This window comes from Lentzea albidocapillata (assembly GCF_000719115.1).
In the GTDB taxonomy this organism is placed as follows: domain Bacteria; phylum Actinomycetota; class Actinomycetes; order Mycobacteriales; family Pseudonocardiaceae; genus Lentzea; species Lentzea albidocapillata.
Genome location: NZ_JOEA01000023.1, coordinates 1 through 24,150, shown reverse-complemented (window position 1 = coordinate 24,150; position 24,150 = coordinate 1). Strand labels below are relative to the sequence as shown.

The window sequence follows — 24,150 nt, the reverse complement described above, 5'->3', positions numbered from 1 at the left end:
CCCGGCGAGGCGATGTGAGGAGTTCGTCGTTGTCAAGCGAAGCGCGTAGAAACCCGTTGGTCGAAGCAGCCGGGCGACTGGGGTTCGGGATCGACTCCGAGGCGGTTGCCGAGCGGATCTCACGAGCATCACGTGATTTCGCCTCCGAGATGGTGCCGGAGATGACCGCGTGGTGCCGCGGCCACATCGGTGAGGTCGCGGACGACACGTGGAAGTCGTTGTTCGCGACCCTGGCCGAAGACGAGAAGCGCGAGGTGCTCAAACTCCTGCGCCTTCCGGTCGAGAGCTGGCGAAAGTGGACTCCGCCCCAGCAGGCGCACTTCGTGATGAAGCTCCGGACAGGCCTGAACTCCGGGAAGGAGGCCGGAGTTCAGGCGGCTCACGACCTCACGCGGTCGATCAGGACTTCGCTCCTGCGGTCGGCACGCGCCGGAACGGCGTGGCAGGGGGACAACGCGATCACTGCGGTCGCAAGAGCTGTGGCCGCGGCGCTGTGCCCTGAGGAGAACACGCCTTTCCTGCCCATCGTGCTCAGATGGATGCGAGCGCACGACGAGGAGGCGTTCGATCTCCTCTTGCCGGGTGATGGCGGGAAGGCGGCGCTCGAGCGCTTCTGGGATGAGGTCGGGCCGGAGCGATCCGATGACAGTGCGACTGAAGTGCGTGGCAACGTCGCGGAAGCCGAGCGTCTGGCGCAGACCACACGTCGGACGTTCGAACGGGCGGTCGTGACCTGTCGTGCGGTTCTGGCGGAACTGGAACGGGGGCAGGTTCCTGACCCGTCAGCGTTGGACGAGCTCATGAGTGTTCGCGACACGGTCGTGAGCGCGGCGGCCGAGCTGGCGGACCTGCTGCACACTCCGGTCGAACCGACGTTGGAGGCGATCGACGCTGCCGTCGAGCGGATAGCCGACGCCTCCGAGGACGTCGTCCTGATCCGGCGCTTGGCCGGTGCGAGTGTCCCCGCCGGAGCGGCCGACGCTTTGAGCATCGTGGCCGGCATCGCGAACGGTGTCCTCGACCGCTGGCCACCGGCGACCGCGCGAGATCGGGAGGACGCCGGCTTGTTGATCGCCCTGGCGCGCCTGGCCGCTGACGCCTCCGCAGATGATGTCGAGGATGCCGAAGTGGAAGCACGCTACGAGCAGCTTCGGGTAACGGCGTCGAAGGACGTCGTTCCGCTGCTGACGGCTGCTCTTCGCGGTAGGGTGGCGTTGCCCACAGACCTTGGATCGGCCGGACGCGAACTCCAGCCACCGGTGGAGGACTCTCCCTCGCAGGCCTCGTCTTCCGCGGAAGCCCTCCCTGCCGATGCCCGAACGCCGGTCGAAGCGCGGCCTGATGAGCTTGCGGCGACGGTGCTTCCGGTCCGCGAGCCGCCGGCTTCCGTAGCACCTGAACCTTCAATACCCGCTGCGACACCACCTGTGCCGGTCGCTCCTGAGCCGTCCGCTCCCGCGCGGACGAGCGCCAGGCCCAGGAAGGCCGAGTCGCAACCGGATCCGCTGCTGCCCGCCGTCAGGGCGAAGGCCGAGGTGTGGCTTGACCAAGGGCAGTTCGCTCTCGCGCACTACTTGCTCCAGCCGTACGAACCCGCGCTCGCCGAAGCCTCCGGGCTTGCCGCGCTCGCCATGACGATCACCGGTCCCGATGACGACCGTGAGCCGGAACTCGACGCGTTCATCGGCGCACCGCGGCAGCCACACCTGCTGGTGGACGGAGACGCAGCACGGTTGCTCACGACCAGCGCACTGGTCCTGGCTTCGGTCAGCACCGGTGCGCCGAGAACAGGATCTCTGCTCGTCGATCTGTCGGACCACCTCGACGGGACCACCAGCGCGCTCGTACGCGGCGTCGGCGAAGCGGTTCGCAGGGGAGTGCTGGCCGGCCAAGGACCCGCCGCGCTGGCCACGGCAAGTCTGGACGACCTCGACGTCGCCGCGGCAGCACGACTTCTCAAGGAACGCATCGAGGTTCAATGGCGCAACCGCTTGCCTCGTGCGGCCGCGGTGATCACACGCCTGAGAACGGCTGTGGCGTCCCGGGGCGAACCTCCGAAGACCCTGGGCGACGCGCTCCATCACGCCGCGGCCGATCTGCGCGAGCATCTGGGACACGTGAAGACCGTTCTCAGCAAACATTCCAAAGGCTCCACACTGGAGCGGCTCATCGAAGAGGAGGACAAGGCACACCGGTCGAGTTCCGGCAAGGCGGTCACCGGTCAGGTTCGTCAAGAAATGCTGGCGACCCTTCGAGACGACATCAGCGCGGCAGACGTCTGGGCAGAGGCATGTGAGCGGCACGCTCGATCGGCTGTGCTGAGCTACGCCGAACTCCAGGTCGACCAGCTGAGGACAACGTTGCTGGACGTTCAAGAGGCGATGTCCACCCTGTTCGCCTCTCGCGAGGCGGATCCAGATCCGTTGGTGTCCGCTGCCGCTCGCGCTGGACGGTCTCTGCTGACGCGACTGGACGACTTGCTCAGCGGTCACCCCACCGTCACGGCGGAGGACGTGCACGGCCTCCCAGTGCTCGATCTTCCGTTGATCGCGCTGGCGGGAAGCACGTGGAGCAACGAAACCGGTCTCCACACGCCGTCGCCGAGCACTTCACAGGCTCGGATCGAGGAGCTGCTGGGAGTTCCCGACACCGGTGTGGAACTGGTGACGGTGGCGCTGAACAAGGCAGCCGCCGCCGACTTCACGACGGCTCACCTCCTGGCGCGGGCCCTGTCCGAGCCGAGGCGGGCCGAGATCGAGGCACGGCTCACGACCTTGCGCGCCGAGCAGGCCACGAGCTTGCGGGATGATCTGAGGCACTTGCGCCGCCAACTCGTCCGCGCTGGCACGAGCGGGGCCGATGACGAGACCGCGCAGGCAGGCGTCTCGGTCGCGCTCGACGCGGTCACCGAGGAAAAACTGGTCGGCCTGGTGGACGAGGCCCTCCTCGAGTTGGCCAATCCTCAGGGTGACCTCCGTACCGCGCTTGTCACCCGATCCTCGATCGGCGAACGCATAGAGGACCTGCGTCGTGTCGACGCGCAACGCCTCGGCGAACGTGTGGAGGCTTTGGCCGACCGATGCGCTGACGAGGACATCACTCAGGTCCATCGTCACATCGAGCGAGGTCAATTGGATCTCGCCGAGGACAGCCTCGACCACCTCGAGGTGGGTGACCAGCTCTTCCAGCCTTTCGAGGACGAGGACTTCGCCGACTTCCACCCCGCAGGGATCGATGCGCTCACCGAAGGCCTCGACCGTCGTCTCCTGTCGGCGCTGAGCGCGGGGACGCCACATCCGGCGCTCCCCGCGAACTCGGTGCCCGAATCGTTCCGCGCGGAGGTCCTGAAGGGCCTGCGTGGCTGGCTCGCGCTCAGAGGCGCGTTCGTCGACGGGTGGACCGCGGACCAGGTGTCCGACAACCTCCTGCCGGCACTGCGGTTGATCGGTCTGGACGTTCGCCGCAACGGCGTCGACCTCCTCGCGAGCAAGCGCTCGTTCACCGTGTACGCCCGCGGTCGCCGTTTTCTGGACGTGAAGGCGTCTGTGACCGGCAAAGCGTTGCTGCCGGCGTTCGGCTCCTCGGCCGATGGCCACTACCGGCTGCTGATCGTGTGGAACGAACCGACCGTCGAACAGCTGGACGAGTGGCGGGACGCGGACAGTGCGACGCTGCCGCTCATCATCTGCTACCTCGGAACTCTGCCGGCGGAGAGCCGACTACGACTGGCGGAGTTGTGGTCAGACCCGTTCCGGCGCGCCGCGGTGGTTCTGGACGACGCCTTGCTCACCTGGGTGGCCACTCGCCGGGGCAACTTCGACCTTTTCATGAGGCTGAGCCTGCCGTTCACCGCGACACAACCGTTCAAGTCGGAGAAGGACTCGGACGTCCCCTCGGAGATGTTCTACGGCAGGGAAGAGGAGAAGCAGAGGCTCCTGCACAGGGGCGGAGCGCCGTCGATCGTCTACGGCGGTCGCGGCATGGGCAAGAGCGCGCTCATGCGCACGGTCGAAAGCGAAGCCGACAACGAGGACTTCGTCGTGGTCTGGTTCGAGGTCGATCGGGTGCCGGGGATCGACGAGGACCCGAACCTGTTGTGGGGCGACCTGGCGCAACGCCTGCGCACCAAGGGGATCGGGAAGAGCTCGGCGAGCGACAAGCGGGATTCCGGCAACTCGGTCGCCCGCACCGTGGACAGGTGGCTCCAGGAAAAGCCCGGCAGGCGCTTGCTTCTCCTCCTCGACGAGGCGGAAGGGTTCGTCGACGGAGACGCGCCGAAGTTCGCGCACGTCCGAACGTTGCACAGCCTAGCGGCCGACACGCGATCGGGTTGCCAGGTCGTTCTCGCCGGCCTCCACTCGGTTCAGCACTACTCGGTCGGCAACAGTCCACTCAGTCCCACCGGCCACCTGCAAATCGGCCCGCTCGCTCCGCAGCCGGCCTACGACCTCGTCGTCCGCCCGTTGTCCGCACTCGGCTATTCGCTCGAAGACGATGACGTCCAGAGAATTCTTCTGCACTGCAGCTACCAGCCGTACTTGATCCAGTTGGTCGCGGGCAAGCTGCTCACCCGCCAGTTCAAAGCGCGTGGATCGCGCCGCAAGCCTCTGGCCGCGCCACCGTGGCGGATCACGCCGTCCGAGGTCGCCGATGTGCTCGCCGACAAGGCGACCCGCCAGGACCTGCGCAAGGCACTCAGCCTGACGCTGGACCTGGACAAGCGAACGCGGGTGATCACCAACCTGCTCGCGCTGCACGCCTACGAGAACGCGCCGGTAGTCCGGTTGCCCGATGCCGACCTTTACGCCAAGTGTCGCGACACCTGGCCGCTCGGTTTCCACGACACCGAGTTCGACGCCTTCCTCCAACTGCTCGACGAACTGGCAGGACTGGGGATCCTGTCCGAGCCCGCTGAGGGAATCAAGGGGCGAACCGTTCGCAACGAGACGGTGCTCAGGGCATTGGGGTCCAAAGAGGACATAGCGCGCGGGTTGGCGCTCGTGCCCAAGTTCGGACTTCCGGTGCGCGAGGCTCGGGAGAGCTACCGCCCGGTCCGCGAGGACGACGTGACCCGCAGCCCGTTGGTCAACGCCCAACTCGCGCAGCTGTTCAGGAAGGGCAACTTCGCCCGGCTGGTCGTCGGGTCCGACGCGACCGGCATCGACCAGGTCGCGGCGACGCTGCGCGAGGTGAGGCCTCAGCTCGTCGATCTCGACCTGGTCGACATGAAGACCTTGGGAGAGTTCAAGTCGAAGCTGGAGACAGGTGCGACGGAGACCCGGCGGTCGTTGGTCGTGGGAGATCTTCGGTTGAACACACCCCCGGCCGCGTGCCAGCGAGCGCTCGAGTACGCCCTGGGCGATCAGGCCGGTGTCGGAATTCCACACGAAAGGCGAGCTTCCCGCACCGCCGCTCTCATCGCCGGGACCACGAACATGAAATGGCTCGCACAGGTCGCCGCATCACCTGACGCGGAAGCGCATGTGATGCCGTTGCAGCGCTACGACAGGTACACGTTGCCACTGCGATGGCGCGGCGACTCGAAGCTGGAGCGCTTGGTGAACGAGTCGTTCGAGGAACGGGCGCTCGAGCTCACCGGCGGCTGGCCCGTGCTGGTCGAACAGCTTGCTCGTGATGTGGTGACAGGTAAGCAGACGACGTCCGGGGTCGACGCCGCGCTGGACCGGCTCCGCGAGGCACGTGCCGACCTGACGTGGTGTGAGGGCTTCCTGCGGCAGACCGGCGCGGACTGTGCTGGTCTGCCGGAGATGAAGCCCTTGATCGCGGCGCTGGCCGAGTACGACGGCTCCTGTGGCGTTGACGATCTCGCGGCCTTGATCGAATCCCGCCCGTCCGATGTCGAGGTGCTCGCCAGGGTTGCTCGCTGGCTCGGTCTGCTCTCGGTGACGAGCCAAGGCGAGTTCGAGCTGGCTCCCCTGATCTCCGGCTGTCTGCTCGTGGTGCGGGCCAGGTCGTGATCTCACGGATCAGGTGAGAACGGAGATTCGAACAGAAGCCTCTTGAGCCCTAATCCTTACGGCCGTGCGGGTGCTTCAGCCAGCACCCGCATGGGGCGGCGGCCGTCACCGTTGTCGCCATACTGGTCTTCCTGATGCCCGCCTCGGCGATCTACTGCTGAAGTCCTGACGTGAGGACGTAGTGAATCGCCTGTTTAGTGGTCCTGGTAATGAGCTGCGGGGCCCGTTCGTTCCGGGTGACTGAGTGACGGTGCAAGGCCGCCGACAGGTGCTTGGCCGTCGCGCGAGTGCATGGCAGGTTGCCGTTACGTTGTGTGCGTAGCAATCGCAGAGTAGCTGTCCACTAGACTTCGGGCTCTCAGCGAGATTGAGCAAGGCGGTCGTAGTGGCTCTCGGAACTCGGTTGTTCTCCTTGCGAACTCGAACACTGTCGTCCGGCTGGTACTGGAGTGGCCGGAGTCGACTAGCTGGCCTGCGCGGTGGGACCGCGAGCGCAGCTGTTGAGGCGGCCTCGCGGTTCCGGACTTCACGCTGGATGTCGTGGATGTTGATGAAGTTCGCTGTCCAAGCCGCCACAGCACTCTTGCTTGCAGCGACCGCTATCGCTGCGGCGTCCGTGCTCGGTGGTTACCTCGCAAGTACCGCCATTTCTGGTTGGGCGTCCTCACCGGTATGGCTCGCGTCGATGTTCAAGTGGCTTGGCAGTCCGCCTATCAATCAGAACTACCAGGTGATCGTGACCACTGCGCTCACGATCACTGGAACTCTTGTCACCGTGTACTTCGCGACGGTCACGTTCGTCATGTCGTCGACCTATAAGGACACCACGGACCGTGTACGTGCGCTGGTGACGCGTTCACCTGGCGGTCGGCTGTACGGGTTCGCCTACGTTCAAGTGCTGCTGTTCGGCCTGGTGTTGCTGACGCTGCCGACAACTGGACGTGATCCCAACGGCCTGATGTTCGTCGTCATGCTCGTCCTGTGTGGACTCGTTCTCTTGTCGTTCGGCAGGCTCCGTGTCCAGCTCTACGGCATGCTGGAGCCCGCGCGATTGCTTGCAGACGTCACGCGTGAGTTCACCGGGTGGACCAAGAGAGCATCCCGTTCGGCTAAGCGCAGTCCGACTGCTAGCAGCGTCGCATTCAACAGGGCTCGCGCAGCCGAGTCGCTGGCCGTTCTCCGTGATCTCTGTCGGCTGATCCGCGATCGCGAACGAAAAGCAGCTAAGGTGCCCGCACAGTTCGCCGACGTCGATCTCAGGGCTGTCAAGGTCTCTCAAGTGTTGCGGGCCATTTGGTTGGTCTATGCCGGGAGTAAGCAGGATCTCATCCGGCACCCAGGGTGGTGCCCGCCGCGAGCAGAACACAGGGACTGGTTGCTGGGAGCCGGCACCGAGGTTGCCGTCGCGCTCGCAACCGCGACTCAGCTAAGCCCGAATGAAGTGAACGATACCGCGTGGGTTGAGCGAACTCTGGCGGCGTTCCTTGCGGAACATCTCGCCGGTCGAGACGCGGGTTCCCTTATCAGGCTCGTGGTTGGCTTCGACGACGTTGTCCGCCACCTCCTGGCACTCGGGATGTTCACCGAGGCACGTTTGTGGATGGAGGCTGTTGTCGAACCAGCGAAAACGCTGACGAACGACGCCATACCAGCCAAGGAGACCGAGGCGGAGCAGACCAACCTCGTCGACTTTGTCGCATCTGCGTACGGTCAAGCTGTGCTGGGTCTCCGTCAGCACGCCCAGCTGATGGCCACGGACTTTCCGCGTTGGGCTGTGAAACAGGCGCACGGTGATGACGTTCGTTTCGTAGGACCGAAGACTGCCAAACTTCTTGCGAGCTTGAGCGACGGCTTTGCGTTCGAACAACAGATTGAGGGGCGACGTATATCGTCCGATGTAGACATCGGGCAGTTCGCCGCTCGCACAATGTCAACCGAGGTCATCGACGAAGTGAACATGTGGATGGCAGCCTTCGAGACTGAGCTTTGGCCATGGGCGAACGGCATCGGCGATGGTGACACGTTGGTTGCTGGCGCTGTTTTGAGCCGTGTGGACGAGGCAGCGCATAAGTGGAGCGGCACCTTGGACAGCATGTCGATGCTGTTCGAGCGGTGTGAGGCCGAGCACAGGAACGTCGACGACGTGTGGCCGGATTTGAGTCTGGAAAAGCTGCGCACCAGGCTGCAGCAGTTGCGAGATCAGATGCGGTACCCGATCGCCCGGTTGGCGACGCGGATTGGCACAGACCTGACGCCGGACCGACCTGACATGTTCGGGTGGGCCTTTCAACGCGCACATCAGGATCTGCTGGACGGAGTTCTGTCCGGACGAGAACTTTCCCCGGATGATCTCGACAGGCGGCTGAGGTCATTGGTCGCAGCGACGGAGCGGGCAGGTGCGCGATTGCGGAAGACCCTGCACAGACAGCATTACTCGGTGCTTGGCTCAGTGTGGTCTGAGCCCAACCTGATGCTCTTCCAGCTATCAGGAGCAGCTTTCACGCTTAGCCTTATCCGCCCTCGACCAAGAATCTTCGAAGTCTTCGCGGGAGTATGGGGTCGACTGCTGGACGCTGATCCGCAACAGACTATCGACGTGGCGGTGTTTTCTTTGGCCATGGACGACCCGATGGTTGGCCTGACACCAGGCGGCCTGCAGCGGACTACCCGTCTGACGAGCATCAATGCCGCTCTCACAGATGTCGACATCAAGTTCAGTGAGTTGCCGCAACGGACACAAAGGTTGTTGCATCATGTCCGCGCATGCAACGACTTCGAGGACGTGTTCGTGGCTGGTTGGCTGTTCCCTCAAGCGATTCAGCGAGGCGCTGTCGCGCCGGACTCGCTTCCGCCGCGTCTAGCCGACCTCGTTCGCAGCCTCGCAGAAGTTGAGCTTCAGTCGTGACTACCTTGCGGCCCAGAGCTTCGTGCTCGCCCGTTGAGCTGTACTGCACACCGTCGTTGCAGGAGTTGCATTCCCGCTCAGTTCCTGAGGGGTTCCATCTCTCCATGTTTGCGAGGGACTTGGCGCAAGTGCGCTACGGACACGCAGTGGACCTCGTCTACGAGGGTGTCACCCGTTCACGAGGCGCAGCACTTCTTGGTGGTCTGCTCCGAGAGCTGAGCGAGTATGACCACATCGACCCGGTGAGGCTGTTGCTTGAGTTGACATCGACTGTGGCGCGGGAGCACCTTCTGCATGATCACTGCGTCTTCGAGTTGTTCGACGCGAGCGATGGAGACATCCTCACGCCTCGCCTCGGCGTTCTGCCCGGATGGACCTTGCGACGCCGCTGGCGTTCGACACGCCAGATCACTCCAACGTCGGGAGGTCTCGAGTGGCGCCGACTGCCTACTGCGGCGCTGATCGAGTTCCGGCTGCCCGACAGGCTGGGGGAAAGGCTGTATCGCGCTGGAAAGCGACTGCACGCGATTGACTTGTTCGATACTAGGTTAAGGCCGGAAGACAAGCCATCCGCGTACGACTTCCGCGTGCACAAGCGGAAGCTCGACAAGATGGCGGCATGCGCGACCTCTTCAATTGGCGGTACTGGGCGAGAAGTTTTCATGGAACGTGCCACGAGCAGCTACCGCGTCTACCGTCAGCTCCAGTTCTTGCAAACCTGGCTGACCATTATTTTCGCTGTGACCGACACGGTAAACCGCATCTGTGCCGACGTTGCTGTTGATGGCGATGAGACGTGCATCGTGAAAGTTAAAGGTTTGCCATCGATTGCGCGTGTGGCCGAGGCCATGGCCGCAGTGATGACAGGGACAGAGACGTTGGATGACATCCAGAACACGGTGCTTCGCACTAGACGGAAGGCCTCACCGTAGATCGACTTGACCGTCTGGGTGGAGTCATCGACGAGTATCACCGTGCCGCTTATCCTGCACGGATACGGTTTTCGGCACATACAAGCTGCACGCGGCCGCGTGCCGTGAAACGAACGTGTGGAATCAGGGCCGCGTTCAGCTCCGGCCCGACAGCAGCAGCAGCGCCGACTCGTCCAGGCTGCTTGCAGGACTTCTGCTTCGAATTCCGGGCCTGACGGCCGCCCGCCGTTCTTCGCTCTGAGGCGGCAGGAATGTGCGGGTGCCAGCACTCAGGCCCGTATGTCGTCGGCAAGTACTCTGCGGCTTGATCAACGAGTGCGAAGCTGCAGCTGCATAATGCGCAGGTCAGGCTATCGGGCGGTCTATTGGCACTCCACAGGCCAGCAGCCTCACCAGGTGCGTTCTACGGTGTCCAGCGTTTCCTGGACGCCATAGCCGTTGTGCAGTAGCAGGCGGTCCACGAGGTCGAGGATCTCGCTGCGGACGTCAGCGCCTTGTGCTTGGGCATATGCCCGCACAAGAAGGTTGGTGACCTGCTGGATGTCGGCCGCCGCACCGGTGGAGAGATCTCCGAGCTCATCGCCGTGCAATTCTATGAACCGCCTGGCGCAGCGCACGACGAGCGTGTCGACTCGGTCTGGGGCGCGCTCGAGGGTGATCAACAGCTGAGCCTCAGCCTCTTCGAACGCAGGAGAGTCGATCAGCTTTGCAAGCAGCTCGGTGTAAGGACGTAGCGCCTCACCGCGGAGGGCGACCGCGGCTGCCGCAGCTGCTGTTCGCACCTCCTTGTTCTCGTCCTCGAACAAGAGAGCCAGTGCCGTGGAGACGAGGTCGAGGTTATCGGTACGGGGAAGGAACGCGGCAGCGATTTGTGCAACACCAGTTAGGACGCCGGACCTCGTACTCAGCAGATGCTGGAGCACTTGTTCCTCGTCATCCCGCAGTAGGGCCAGGCGCATGGCCAACCGGCCCCCTGCTTTGCGGACCTCCTTGTGTTCGGAGTCGACCATGCGCGCCACTGTGGAAAGCGAGATCACTGTGTCACCGCTGTGCATGATGTGGAGGGCGAGATCCTCGACGGGACGGGCCGCCAGAAGTCGGTCGTCGGTGTCGATGAGCACGAGGTAGGCGTCGAGGGCTTGGGGCCGTGCATGGCGCAGTGCTGCGCGAATCAGGTATGCCACACATGAGCGGACGGCAAGCGACGGGTCTGCGGCAAGTGCCATGAGATGCGGTACGACGACGGCAGCGCGTCGTCCGTCGGAGTCGTGGAACACGAGATCGCCTAGTATTTCGGCTGCTTGTCCACGAGCCACGTTGATGCCGTTGTTGTATATGTGCTCACCGACTTGTGTAGCGTCTTCGCCGTGGAAGATCGGCCAGTCGTCCTCGGAGGCGGGGTCGCAACTGTTCAGGGCGAGGTTGAGCACCAGTTCGACGATGTCTTCGGGGATCTCCTCGTCCAGGTGGTGACGTAGCGGCCAGGCAAGCCAGCGCTCGGTTGCGGGTTGGCTGAGTCGTCTGATGTGGCGAATGGCGTCGCACACGGCGTCCACCTGGACCGGACTCTGAATGTTCCCGAGACCAATGAGCAAGTTCTGTGCGTAGGCGGGGTGTAGATCCGCGTTGAGCTTGAGTGCCAGCTGGGCGAAGCGCAGCGGTTCGCGTGCGGTCTCCGCCTGCAACACCGCTGCCAGCTCGTCGACTCCTCCGATATGCGTTTGGTAGTCCGCGCGGTCGAGGTTGTGCTTGGCCATGGCTTGCAGCCAGTTGCCGTCCTTCATCCGAGATGCCGCAGACGCCCCGATCGGCGATCGGAACCTGCTCATGCTCGGAACATCTGGCTCTTCCGGTTGTGCCGTACCGAACACGCGACGTAGTTCACCGAGGCGCCGTCGGCCGACCTCGGAAAGGCGTTGCTCTTCCAGCCCGCTCAGGAGAGTGAACGCGTACCGGCCCGTGCCTGGTTTTCCCAGCCTCTCCCAGGAGAACCTCAGGTCTCGTACACGTGCCTCGATCGCGTTGAAGATGTCGGGGCTCATGAACGGGCTGATTGCGCTCAGGAGTTCTCGTGTTATCCACATCGAGTTCGACCCGAAGCCGCATTCAAGCCTGTGATCGCCTTGCAGCAGGATCTCCCCGGCCCAGCCCCCTAGCCGCTCGGGTGCGGCGAGAAGTCCTTTGTAGAGCAGAAGTTGCGCTGCGCTGTGCGAGTCCTCGGCGAGCAATCGAAGGGTCGGGAGCGCGGCTTCAACATCCTGCTCTGTCATTGCTTTGACCGCGAGGAGTGAAGCTTCGATGAGCGCGTCGTCGAGTTGGTGGGGGTCGTTGCCCGGATACCAGCCCGCGAAGTGGCGATCTCCGTATGGCGGGTGCTGGCGTTCGTATGTCGTCAACGACATGATCCTCAGCAGGTGCGGCAAGATGTCCGTACAGAACTTCACAGGAGCCGCCACCGCGGTGTCGATGCAGAACTCGAGTTGTTGATGGGTGCGGCTGTTGAGCGCAGCGATCGGGCCTTCGGCATCAACCTGTTGCGTGTGCTTGGAAAGCCAGGCGTCCAAGAGCTCAACAGCCCACTCTGGTTGGTGCTTGGGCAGCGGGCGTGCCAGAAGCCAGAGAACGAGCGAGTCCGCGTCGTAATGTCCTCGGCGCATCAACTCCAGCACGGCGTCGAACATCGACCGTGAGCTTGACAGGTTGGCGAAGCGGAAGACCCAGATGGTCTGATGGGGGAAGCTGTTCTCATCCAGGTAGGGCCGAAGGATCTCAACCACCCGGTCCGGCGTTTCGTCTGTCCCGCCGGCCAGTGCGTGGAACGCACGATCGCGGATCTCGGAATCAGGGCTTGCCAACCAGCTCTGCAGGACTCCGGCTGCGTCCAGAGCGTTGAACCAGCCTGGGGTGCGGAGCGCTGGATCGAGCCGCATGAGCCATGGCTGGCTCCCGTTAACCAGGCGATCGGCCAGGTGCGCCTCTGCCTCGGTCGGCTGTTCGAGGACGCGGAGCAGGCTCAGAACGACGTCCTTGAGGTGGAAACGAACCTCCGGACTGCGGAGTACGAGCTCGGACTCAGCGACGAAGCGCTCAGGCTCGTCGTCTCGGAGATGAAGCAGGATCTGCCGGACCTGTGTACGTCGAAACAGCTCCTGGTCGCCAGAGGTGAGGAACGTGACCAGGTCGACGCCACACTCCATCCATCGGCGCGCGAACGCGTAGTCGAAGAACGACTCGTGGAAGAACGCGATCTGGCGGCCTGTGCGGACGAGTACGTGCTCGGATACGAGGAGCAGTGCCTCCGGGAACAGGTTCCCGGAGTCCAGCACGCTGACCGGCGCGGAAAGACGTTGTCGTGCGCTCATGCTCGTGGTGAGGACGTCGATCACTTCGACGAACCGAACGGGTGAGTCGGCGCGTGTACGGCAGTCCGTGAGCTTCCGTTCCCAGTACGCGTCGAAGAGGTCTTTTACCGACCGAAAATCCGGTGCTCCGGACTCCGGGCCGACACTGAGGTAGAGCTTGAGATTCAGAGGCGTCCTCAGCAGCTGCCGTTGCTGGGCAGTGAGTGCGTCAGCACTGACGGAAGCTGCTTCCAACACCAGCCGCGTATCGGACTCGGTCAGTTGGGCGATCTCGATCGGGTAGGCCTGCGGATCGTTCGCGATCTGCCGGATGCGGTCGTCGTTGTCGAGGTCGAACTTGCGGCAGGCGAAGATCAGCCGCATCGCCGGGAACGCGCGGGCCTCACGTACAAGCGCCGCGATGACGTCCATTGCCCCAGGCATGCGTCCGGAGGCTTTGCTGATGGCATCGAGCTGGTCGATGACGAGAACGCACTTCTGCCCGGCCGCCGCCGCGGCGAGCGTGGTGACCGGCGAACGACTCAGGTCAACGCGCTGGCCCAGCTGACCCGATGAGGCGAACGATTCTATACGGTCCAAGCGTGTGGCCGCCACGACCCAGCCTTCTCGGCGCAGGCGAGTGATGGCTTGGTGGAGAACAGCCGACTTGCCGCTGCCAGCGACGCCGGTGGCGAAGACAACGCGGCAGTCGTTCTCGCCGACGGCACTCGCTATCTCGTCTGCGGCGATTCTCGGGATGGCCGGCTCGAAGAACTCCGCTTCGACACTTGCCACCCAGGTCGCGAGCATGGCGTCGATCTCGGCTCTGGCGATGTGTTGCTGCTGCGCCCCGTTGGTGCGGAGGAGACCGTGTTTCGCGAGCTTCTCGTCCAAAGCGGCGACGTCCAGCACCTGACTGATGCTGGTCTCAGCGATATCACCCAGTACCAAGGTCATCGGGCCAGGCGGCAGGCCTTCGAGGTGCAGATCCGCAAGAGTGAAGTTGTGGCTCCGTATGAACCTCTCGTCGGTCCAGTACACGCTGGTCCGGCGCAACGCTTGCCACGCCGCTTCCTCAGACCCGAAATCTGCATCCGAGGCAAGGCTCGCAAAGGCTTGGGTCAGGTTCTTGTTCGAACTCAGATCCTGGGCGAAGGAAATGACGTCGCCGGAGTGCAGAGCGCGCTCGGCTAGCTCGTGGAGCGTCCGAGCCGGAACCATGGAGACGAAGCAGAAGTCCCGGCCTTGCCTCGTGTGGCGAGCGAGATGGCTCAGAACACCCTTGGAGCGAAGAGTTCCCAGTGTCCACTCACTCGCGTCTCCGATCTGACGCTTGAGCTGATGCAGCTCGACCTTCCTGCCGGAGCGCAGGGCGAACTCCGCCCCGTCGCCAAGCTCACCCAGCTCCTCGACGGTGATGGAATCCACCCGGCCGGCGATGACCTCGAGCATCTGCCAGATGATCCACAGGCCTTCGTAGTAGTTGCCCAGCTTGTCCGAGTGACCACCAGAACGTGGGCTCACGGCAACCTCCCGAACCACGCCTGCGGCTGGAGTCGTCAGCGGTAGAACAACGCAGGATATCAAGGCGCCACTTGCACAAATGCGATCGACGCAAGCAGCTGGAGCGGCGACGTCGTGGGCGCGAGAGGTCAGTCGGCTCGGACGAGTTGCTCCGGCTTGAACTGGTCGACGTACAGCTGACCGAGCTGCCGCCAGTCGTCCGCCGAGACGTGTTCGTCGGCCATGTCCTCGAAGAACTCATCGAGGGGCCAGTCCTGCAGGAGAGCGGGTTTCTTCCAGGGCCCGTCGTCTTTCCATGCTGCGAGTACGCCCGTTCGGCGTGCGGAGCGTTCCTGGCCGAGCCAGAACAGGTTGCCTGGGTCGTGATAGCTGGTGATTCCTGGGAACTGACCAGCCTTGGGCCACTGGCGCCAGGCAGCGTTGAAGCGCAGCTCGAGGTCCACCTTGCTGCTCGTCAACGCCGTGACCCCCGCGGCCCACACGGCGACGGCCATGGCTTCCACGACCCGTTTGACCTGCTGGTCCCTGGACTCGCTCATGACCCTGACCCTAAGCACGCACGTCCCGGCGAACACCGAACTACGCAGACACGATCGGGTGTATTTTGCTAGCTCGGGCTGCGGTGGGCCGTTTTCTGTCGGTGCCGGGTGGTCAGCTGCCGACCATGAGGAAAGATCCTTCAGAGCTCATCAGGCAACTCCGCCTCGGCCGCGGCGACGACCTGGGGAAGCTGCTGAACATTGTCTGGGACTACGCGCGTGAGAAGGACTTGATCGTGCTGTCCGCCACGATCGACACCGGTGACGTAGTCTCGCTGACCGCCGACAAGCTGACCATGGAGGAAGTGGTCGATGCGGCCGCGGCGTGCGGCGCGAAGGTGATCTATCTGAGGGCACCAGTGGCCGAAACAGGCCCCGTGGCAGCCGAACTGCCTTGCGGGACCAACGAAGACGAAGCTCTTCGTGCCGCGGTCAGGCGCCTGTCCGGTTGGGTGTCCGAACTTGAACTCGGGTTTGCTCATGGCGGTGTTGTGCACGTCTGGTCGAAGACGGCGCCCTGGTTCGACGCGTGGGATGAGTTGACCGCGGCCAGCTCAGATGTCGCTGTGCGTAACCGTGACGAACTCGACCTGGACGTCGACGGCGACGGGATGACCGACGAGCAGGTGCAGCACTGGTCGACAGTCCTGGCTGAAGACCCTGCGTTCCGTCGTGCCTGTCTTCCGGCGGAGCGCGAGGCTTGCGCTAATGGTTTGCCAGAGCTGGTCAAGGCATTGCGGGCGTCCGCGCCTTGGCAACGCGGCGGGATCGTCAACCACGCGATCACCAAGGTCCGAGAAGGGGCAGAAACACACGCGGCGTCGCTCAAGCAGCGGCTCGACGAGTTCGCAGCTGATCTGCTGAACGATCCCGAGTTCCACGCCATCGCGGCAGCGACGGCCCGCAAGCGCTTCGCCACGGATTGGATGACGGACCGCGCCGAGGGGTTCCGCCTGCCGAGGTGGTTCATCGACGATCTCGTCGGTCGAGCCCGCCAAGCCGCGAAGACCTCTGCTCGTGTGCCTTTGAAGGCGCCGACGGGGAATGCTGTGGCAGGTACGTTGCCGTTCGACTAGAGCAGAGTGCCTGGCGCCCTGGTGGACGGCAGAGCTTGGGCTACTGCTTTGTGACGCGTAGATCTATCGGGCATACCTGGTCTGCGAGGTCGCCAGGCTCGTGCTTGCGTGCGAGCTGCCGTGCGCCAGGTATAGCGCGCAGTAGCAGCTTCAGCGATGAGCTCTATCGACTCACTCTCGTCGAGCGCTGACGCCCGCGGCGAGGAAAACCGTGTCGCCACCGACGTGATCATCGAGTGTCGCTCCCAGCCATGTCCCGGCCGTTGATCGGACTCCGTGACGACTTCGACTGGATCGGTGGAAAGTTGTCGTTCTATTCCTGAAGCCCAGGCTGAGCGTGCAGGGGCAGGGTGGTGAACCGGCGTTGTTCTACCTCGCCAAGCCCGGTGCGACGCTGGCCGTGAACCCTGACGCGGTGGCGCAAATCGCTGACAGCGATTAAGCAACCTCGGCCGATCGAAGAACACCTGTTCAGGTGTAGTGGTCGAAGCACGACGCGCGGTCAGGCAGGATGATGAGGGTGGACTACGACCTCACCCGTCTGGGCACGCGCGAGTTCGAGCACCTCACCCAGGCGCTGGCAATCAAGATTCTCGGTGCTGGCGTCAGTGTGTTCGGAGATGGTCGCGACGGTGGCCGGGAGGCGTCCTTCACCGGCTCCATGTCGTATCCGCATCCCGATCCCGGTGAACCGTGGGACGGATACGGCGTGCTACAGGCCAAGTTCCACCAACGGCCGCGCGATCCGGCATCAAACGCCGCCTGGCTGTCCGAGCAGATCAACGGGGAGGGGCGGCGCTGGCGTCAGATCAAGCTGTCGCTGCCTAGAGCTGCGCGATTCCCAAGGTACATGGTCTTTGCAACGAACGTCGTGCTGTCCGCGGTGCCCGGTTCAGGAGGTATCGACAAGGTCGGCTCGACTCTCGACACCCTGGCGGGCGAGCTGGGGCTGGCAGGATGGGCGCTCTGGCACTACGACCAGATCTGCAGGTTCTTGGACGACTCCCCGGAGATTCGTCGTACCTATGCCGCGCTCACCACGCCGGGCGATGTTCTCTCGAAGCTGGCGGACGTGTTGGACGAGTCGCACAGGTCCATAGGCTCGCCCATCGCACGTCACGCGACGAAAGCACTGATCGCTAGGCAGTACGTCAGACTCGACCAGGCTGGGGACGACACGAACTCACGACTCCCGTTGAGTCTGGTCGGGATTGATCTGCCTGCTACGTCGAGGAAGTCCGACGTGGCAACGGTGGCCGAGTACGTCATTTCCCGTGGAAATCAGGTGCTGCGGCCCAGTCGTGGCGGACCGAGCCCTCACATCGTTCTCATCGGTGGCCCTGGCCAGGGCAAGACGACGATCGGCCAGTTGTTGTGCCAGGTGTTCCGGGTTGCGTTGCTGGAGAGCAGGCCGACCTCCGTTCTGGGGCCGCAGGCAGCTGAGATTTACGAGGGCCTTCGAGCCGCGATGTCACGCCTTGAACTCCCGGATGTGACGGCTCGCCGATGGCCCATCGAGATCAACTTGAGTGCCTATGGCGATGCGGTTGCCGTTGATGAGCACCTAAGCTTGCTCGCCTACATCGCCGCAGAGGTGACCAAGCGGGGCGAAGTCGTGACGGTCGAGGGCATGCGCGCCTGGCTGCGTGACTGGTCGTGGTTGGTGTTGCTGGACGGGCTGGACGAGGTAGCCGCTGCCTCGACCCGCCTCCTGGTCACCGAGCGCATCGACGAGTTCCTGGTGGACATCGGAGATCTGGATGCCGATGTCCTGATCGTCGCGACGACCCGGCCTCAGGGATATTCCGACCAGTTCTCGCCACGAGCCTATGAGCATCTGCAGTTGAGACCGCTCAACACGAACGAGGCCATCGCGTACGCACAACGTCTCGCTGAAGTGAGGCACGGCGATGACGCCGACACCGTGAACGAGATCGTGCAGAGGTTGCGCACTGCCGCCCGCGAGCCGGCCACTGCACGCTTGATGCAGTCACCGCTTCAGGTGACGATCATGTCGCTGCTCCTGGAACGTCGATCACGGGCCCCGAGAGATCGGTACGCGTTGTTCGCGGCGTACTACGACACGATCTACGCCCGCGAGGTTGCGAAGCCCGGCGAAACCGCGGAACTGCTGGATGAGCAACGAACACACGTCAATGCGCTTCACGAAGCCGTAGCTCTGCGGTTGCACGTCCAGGCCGAACACGCTGCGGAGGCGGAGTCCGTGCTACTGGTGCACGACCTGCTCGGGATGGCCAGGCAGCGGCTGCAGGACGAAGGGCATCCGCCTAGCATGGCAATCGATCTAGCTCAACGGCTCGTCGATGCCAGCACGACCAGGTTGGTCCTGTTGGTTCCACTTCGGCAGGGTTCTGTCGGGTTCGAAGTGCGCAGCCTGCAGGAGTTCATGGCGGCCTGCTCAGTCACGAACGGCGAGTCACCGGAGATTCTCGCCCGCCTCGCGCCGCTCATCATCTCGCCGCATTGGCGCAACACCTGGCTGCTGGCTGCCGGAAGGCTCTTCAGCGAGCGGGAACACATGCGCTCCGACCTGATGACATTGATCGAGCGCTATGACCAAGAGGGCGTAACCAGTCCAGTCACGATGCCTGGTGCCGGCCTCGCGGTGGACCTGCTCGGCGACGACGTCGCCATCCGGACTCCGCACTTCCAGACCATGCTCACCGATCGAGCGCTACGCCTGCTTCGTCTGGGACCGGGTCTGCACGTCCAACGTCTCGCTCAGGAACTGCTCGCTGTGGCCCAGGCCAACCCCACCGCTCGCGCGTTGATCGACCGTGCGCTGGACGCCTCCGGCGAGAACACCGGGCGCGAGGCCGTAGCCGCGGTTCAGTTGCTCGCTGAATGGGCGGACTCGGCGAACCCGCCCAGTGAGCAGGCGCGGACGCGGCTTGAAACCGCGGTGGCCCGCCTGACAACGGAGCAGCAGATCGCAGCGGCTGTGCTTGTCGACAGGTACGCCTATCGGTCGTTGCTGAGCCTGCGAGCCCGGATCGGGACCGCAGACACGGGCATGGACGAGATGATCCCCGTGCTGCAGATAGCTCTAAACACGGCGGATGTTGCTGGTGATCCTCGGCGACTGCGTTCGAAGACGATCATTGCCGATGTACTGAGGAACAGCTCAAGCTTCCCGGCGTTCGACGACGGGATCACGGCGTTTGTCACGCCTGCGTTGGCGAGCGACGGTGCTCAACGGGACGTTGCCTGGGCCGTGGTGGAGGAGCTCGCTCAGCTCAGTCTGGCATGCGCGCCACGGGACTGGACTTTGGCGGCGTACTTGCGATCCGCAGTTCAGGAGATCACCCAGCGGATGCCAGTGGGCCAGTTCCTCGTCCGGTCGTGACTCAGTTCGCGGTGAAGAGGTGGTGCAGCACCTCTGGATCGTCCGAAGACAGGTAGCGGAAGCTTTGCGGCGGCTGGAAGGCGCCCTCCTGCCGCAGGTGGCCAAGGCTGAACGGCGTAGGGAGTCGAACGACATCGCGCAGGCTGAGCGCGGTGCCGGTATCCGTGCCGGTCAAGTAGTCGCGAAATTCCGCACGGGTAAGACTCATGTGCAGGCGATGCCGGTTCCAGAGTGCCGTGGGGCGATCGGTGTGGCGGTCCGCGAGTACGGCCGTTCCCACGACTGCCATGACCGGTGCGCTCGAATAGAGAATCAGCAGCGTGCCCAGCGGTGCGGCCATGCGGTGCCGCCGCAGTTCGACCGTCTTCTCTCCGCTCAGGATGGCATCTGCGAACCGCGGGCGGAGCGAGATGACGACCGGGCGGGACAGCGTTGCCGATGATGCGGTCATGATCGTCTCGCTCACGAACGCAGACCTTACCGTGGGTCAGTCGAAGATCATCGTGCTGGACGGCATTCCTGCTTGGTAGATCTCGGTGAACAGGGCAGACGAGATCGGTACCGGGGACTGGAAGCTTTTAGGGCCACCGTGCTCGATCGCAAGCTTGTCGTAGGTGCGGCGTGAGATCGGAGACGTGAAGAGCTCGGTATTGGACACCTGCACGGCCTGCGCCTTGCCAGTTCGCTCGGCGATGGTTGTGATGTCGTCCAGCGAGAAGACACCGAAGTGGCCGAAGGCCTCATGCAGCGCCTCTGGGGTGTCCAGGTGGATGGAATCGATGCTCGACACCCCGATGAAGCGGGCAGGTCCCAGGCGTGGGTGCTGGCTCTGGTACCAGACGATCCGTCCCGGCACGGTGAGCCGGTTGTTGCCTGGGCGTCGGTAGTACACCTGTTCCCTGCCCAGCGCTAGCTGTATCGGACGGGGAGTCATTGGTGCTGGCTCGCCGAGGAGCTCTGAGCTCCAGGTGGGTTGGATTGGCACAACGAAGCAGGGGAGCTGGGAGTCGGTCAGCTTTGCTGGCCACCACAACCGTTCGTACTGAGCTGCGACCTCGGCTGCCAGGTTTCCGGGAAGCCGACCGAATTCAGGCAGTCCAGCGTTGAGCAGCGCACTGTTGGCGCGGGCGCTGACGGCGGCAGCGCTGCCTGCATGGTCCACCACGACTCCGACGCGCTTGGCGCCGTTTCGGAGAAGCCCTTGGAAGTCGCAGGCCTCTTCCATGATGTCGGGCAGTGAAGAGTCCTCAATGGACAAAAATGAGGCTCCCGCTTCTCTTGCCTGCAAGCGGAGTGTCCACAGCAGCTGCTGAGCAACGGTGGCGGCGAGCAGGTTGCTTTCGTTCAGTCGCAACAACGGCACGAACAGTCGACTTGCGTCGACCTCTGTGGCGTACAACGCCAGCGGTTGCCCTTGCTCTGACCGGATCAGCCAACACGGGGTCGAGGCACTCGCGAGCTGACGCAACTGTTCCCTGAGTCGGGAACCGTCGGTATCAGCGTTGTTCGTAAACGCGTGCACGTGATCTTCGACGTCATCGCCGGCTCGAACACTCGTACAAGAACTGCCATGCCACGCTTGTGGCTGATACGCCACGGTGTCGGCAATCGCTTGCAGGTGCGTGATGACGTAGGACGGCGCGAAGATGCGCAAACCGGTCAGCTCTCGAACGACCGGGCCGACCTGCTCGATCACCTCCTCTTTCCACGTGAGGTAGATCGGCAGGCTGGCCGCCACGGCTTCAGCAACCTGCCAGACGTCGATGTCTTCGACAAGTGACCTGGATTTGTTCAACTCGGCATCGATGATGTCGTGCCACCGTTGAGCTTCGTCCGGATGCCCGCGGCGTTGTTTGCGGGTTGAAGCGATCGTCGACAGGCTCTGGCTGCCGCCGTGGTTGTCCTGGCAACGACTTATGGCCGACGTGACGACGAGTTCCAGGATGCCGGTCAAGTGCTGCGCCTCCAGGACAAGCGAGCGTTCCGCCGTCTTCTCGTCTCGACGGCGATGCAGGTCCAGGAGGATCTCGACGTCGGGCGCCGCGAGCACCGCCGTCGGTTGCTCGTGGGCGGTGAAGAGATCGGGATGGCCGTGATCGCGCCACCACACCGTCATGGGAGCTTGGTCAAGGCCGCGGCCACTCGTCTTGGCGCGAGCCGTGAACCCGAGCCGCCGCCAGGTCGGATCGAGCCCGTAGTCGTCACGGCACTTCGCGCGGATGCCGAGACGATCCGAATAGGTCTCGCTCACCTCTCCAAGCAGCATCTGAGCCAGGCCCCTGCCGCGCGCGGCTCGCGACACGCAGAGATGGGTCAGCGAAACCTCACGACGAGGCAGGCGGATCAGTGCGTACGCGGCTACCGTTCGCCCTTGCAACGCGACCAACAGGCAACGTTTGCGCGCGGCCTCGTGGTAGACCTCGTGCGGCAGCATTCCAAGGGTTTGCCGGTGTGTGTCGCCGAGTGCGATCGCCTGCTCCACGAAGGCGTGATGAGAAGGCGTCACCCACGTCAGTGCGGGCTCCTGCTGATCGGCACTCATGACAGACAGTGTGCGTGCACAGGTGTGTGTTTTGGGACCGGATGGGTGACTGCCACCCGTGCGGACGCATGTCCGTCGAATTGACTCGCATGGGATCCGGGGGCTAGCGAACACTTGTTCGCATGTTTCGAGATGGCCTAGTTATGCACCTGTACCGCTCGAAAAGTCGTCAGTGCAGCGTGGCAGCGCATCTCTCCTCGGCTGAGAGCATGCTCAAGTGAGCGTGTCCCTGCTGTACAAGGCGACTTGGAAGTTGCTGTCCGCCACGTCAGTGCTGCTCCGCGGTGAGGCGGCGAAGGACGCGGAGCTTCTCGTGCTGCGGCACGAGAACACAGTCCTTCGCCGGCAACTGGCCGGGCCGGTCCGCTATGAGCCTGCAGATCGATTCTGGTTCGCAGCCTTGTCCAGGCTGATACCTCGTTCTCGCTGGCGCGAGATCCTCCCTGTCACTCCTGGTACGTTGCTTGGCTGGCACCGCAAGTTCGTCGCCCGAAAGTCTGACTACACCGCGAGGCGACGCACCGGACGTCCACCTACCCGAGCATCGATCAAGTCGCTCGTGCTCCGGCTCGCCCGGGAGAATCCGTATTGGGGACATCGGCGGATCCAGGGCGAGTTGGCCAGGCTCGGCCACCAGATCGCCGCCTCCACCGTCTGGGAGATTTTGAACGCAGCGGGCATCGATCCGGCAGTTAAGTCGTTACGGAGGCTCACGAGTCACCTGCTTCGTGCTGAGGTTTCAGAGGGTCTGCCGCTGGAAGGGGATCCACGGCTTGGTCTGGTCCATGATGAGCACGTCCAGATGGATCGTCCCTCGTTGCAAGGGGAGGGTCAGGCGATCGACGGTGAAATGCTTGCCGGCGACTGGCAAGTCAGGCTTGGCAAGGGCGTGTGCGATCGCTTCGAGGTTTGTCGGCTCGCCCAACGTCAGGAGGTAGCGGAGTGACGTGACCTCAATGTCTGGTTCGGATAGGGGGCGCACGCATAGCTGCCTGGGGATGCCGACCGCCCAGGTCCAGGTGAAGTCGCTGAGGTCTGGCCAACGTGCTGGTAGCTTGGCGGTAGTTTCGCCGGAGGCGAGCCCTGCGCGGACTCGTGCGATCTGCCTGGCGGCTTTTTCTGCCCACTCTTCGACCTTGACGACCTCCGTGAACGCCCAGGCGTCCACTGGCCACTTGATCTCCAGGCAGACCGCTGTCTTGGTGTTGGGGTCGATCGCGAGCACATCGAGGTCGCCTGCCTGACGCCCGTTGGGGTATGTGACCTTGATCCGTTCGGCTACGAGAGTGCCGGGGATCTTTGCCAGCCATGTGGTCCATCTCGTCGCGAGGTCTCCCAGCGACTTTCCGATGGGCCCGAACCGGTTCGGGTCGTAGCCAGCTGAGCGCAGCACGAGCGGGTCGACAAGGCGGACGCCGATGAGCGGCGGGCAGATTATGAGCGCGTCGTCCCCCACGCGGACAAGAGGTGAGTAGTGGGGCAACCGGCCGTTCTTGAACGTCAGCCGTTCGAGGAGGTTGTCGACCTGCGCGCTCGTACAATCAGGAGCCAGTTGCACGAGCAGGTTCGACAACGTCGTGGTCGACATGGTCACGAGCGTGGTTTCGGTGCGTTGCAGGATGTTCGCTGTGGCTGTGCAGAGATCCGCGAACCCCATCAGGGCTGCGAGAATGTCGATGGCGTGGCCGACTGTGAGTTGATCACCGAGCGAGAAGGACTCGGGCAAGGCCCCCTCTGGTTGGTGCTCGCGCAGGAGCGTGATCGATTCTCGGGCGCGGGCGGCTGAGGCTTGAAGGATCTCCAGCGGCGGCAACCTGCGTGATTCGCCAGCCTTTGTGGCGATCCAGTGTCAGCGCTCATGAAATTCCGCAGGTCTGAGGGGTTTTCGCTCACGTAATTCCGCAGGGCGTCGCTCACGTAATTCCCCACCGGGAGGGTGAGCGTGT

At 63.7% G+C, this 24,150-nt stretch carries 10 protein-coding genes; 5 read left to right on the top strand and 5 right to left on the bottom strand.

Going from position 1 to position 24,150, the window contains the following annotated elements:
• The first annotated feature begins 29 nt into the window (after window positions 1-29).
• The 3 genes from IG04_RS0133455 to IG04_RS0133445 all read left to right on the top strand — a co-directional run bounded on the left by IG04_RS0133455 (window position 30) and on the right by IG04_RS0133445 (window position 9,815).
• Window positions 30-5,978, top strand: coding sequence for an AAA family ATPase (locus IG04_RS0133455; RefSeq protein ID WP_144065742.1), 5,949 nt, complete (start codon window positions 30-32; stop codon window positions 5,976-5,978).
• Window positions 5,979-6,528: 550 nt separating this feature from the next.
• On the top strand, window positions 6,529-8,883 hold the full coding sequence (locus tag IG04_RS0133450; RefSeq protein ID WP_144065741.1) for a hypothetical protein: 2,355 nt from the start codon (window positions 6,529-6,531) through the stop codon (window positions 8,881-8,883).
• A 146-nt stretch (window positions 8,884-9,029) separates the two neighbouring features.
• Window positions 9,030-9,815, top strand: a complete 786-nt coding sequence (locus IG04_RS0133445) for a hypothetical protein (RefSeq protein ID WP_144065740.1) — start codon at window positions 9,030-9,032, stop codon at window positions 9,813-9,815.
• A gap of 389 nt (window positions 9,816-10,204) precedes the next feature.
• Here IG04_RS0133445 and IG04_RS0133440 read toward each other — a convergent pair whose 3' ends face one another.
• A complete protein-coding gene (locus IG04_RS0133440; RefSeq protein ID WP_144065739.1) occupies window positions 10,205-14,680 on the bottom strand; it encodes an NACHT domain-containing protein in 4,476 nt (1,491 codons plus the stop codon).
• A 128-nt stretch (window positions 14,681-14,808) separates the two neighbouring features.
• Entirely contained in the window at window positions 14,809-15,219 is a 411-nt protein-coding gene (locus IG04_RS0133435; protein WP_030480744.1) for a hypothetical protein, read from the bottom strand.
• Window positions 15,220-15,302: 83 nt separating this feature from the next.
• Between IG04_RS0133435 and IG04_RS0133430 the strand changes: the two genes are divergently transcribed.
• Window positions 15,303-16,295: a hypothetical protein gene (locus IG04_RS0133430; protein WP_030480743.1), complete on the top strand. Its 993-nt coding sequence runs from the start codon at window positions 15,303-15,305 to the stop codon at window positions 16,293-16,295.
• A 520-nt stretch (window positions 16,296-16,815) separates the two neighbouring features.
• Complete coding sequence (locus IG04_RS0133415) at window positions 16,816-19,662, top strand: NACHT domain-containing protein (protein ID WP_144065737.1); 2,847 nt, start codon at window positions 16,816-16,818, stop codon at window positions 19,660-19,662.
• 1 nt (window position 19,663) lies between these two features.
• Here the strand turns inward: IG04_RS0133415 and IG04_RS0133410 are convergent, their stop codons facing one another.
• The 3 genes from IG04_RS0133410 to IG04_RS46790 form a co-directional block, all read right to left on the bottom strand.
• Window positions 19,664-20,128: an ASCH domain-containing protein gene (locus tag IG04_RS0133410; protein ID WP_211257857.1), complete on the bottom strand. Its 465-nt coding sequence runs from the start codon at window positions 20,126-20,128 to the stop codon at window positions 19,664-19,666.
• 21 nt (window positions 20,129-20,149) lie between these two features.
• On the bottom strand, window positions 20,150-22,204 hold the full coding sequence (locus IG04_RS0133405) for a GNAT family N-acetyltransferase (RefSeq protein ID WP_030480740.1): 2,055 nt from the start codon (window positions 22,202-22,204) through the stop codon (window positions 20,150-20,152).
• Window positions 22,205-22,943: 739 nt separating this feature from the next.
• Window positions 22,944-24,017, bottom strand: a complete 1,074-nt coding sequence (locus IG04_RS46790) for a hypothetical protein (RefSeq protein ID WP_030480739.1) — start codon at window positions 24,015-24,017, stop codon at window positions 22,944-22,946.
• Window positions 24,018-24,150: the final 133 nt, after the last annotated feature.

Coding starts and splice junctions, on each gene's coding strand:
- IG04_RS0133405 (WP_030480740.1), bottom strand. CDS start 22,204: ATGAGTGCCGATCAGCAGGAGCCCGCACTGACGTGGGTGACGCCTTCT.
- IG04_RS0133450 (WP_144065741.1), top strand. CDS start 6,529: ATGAAGTTCGCTGTCCAAGCCGCCACAGCACTCTTGCTTGCAGCGACC.
- IG04_RS0133435 (WP_030480744.1), bottom strand. CDS start 15,219: ATGAGCGAGTCCAGGGACCAGCAGGTCAAACGGGTCGTGGAAGCCATG.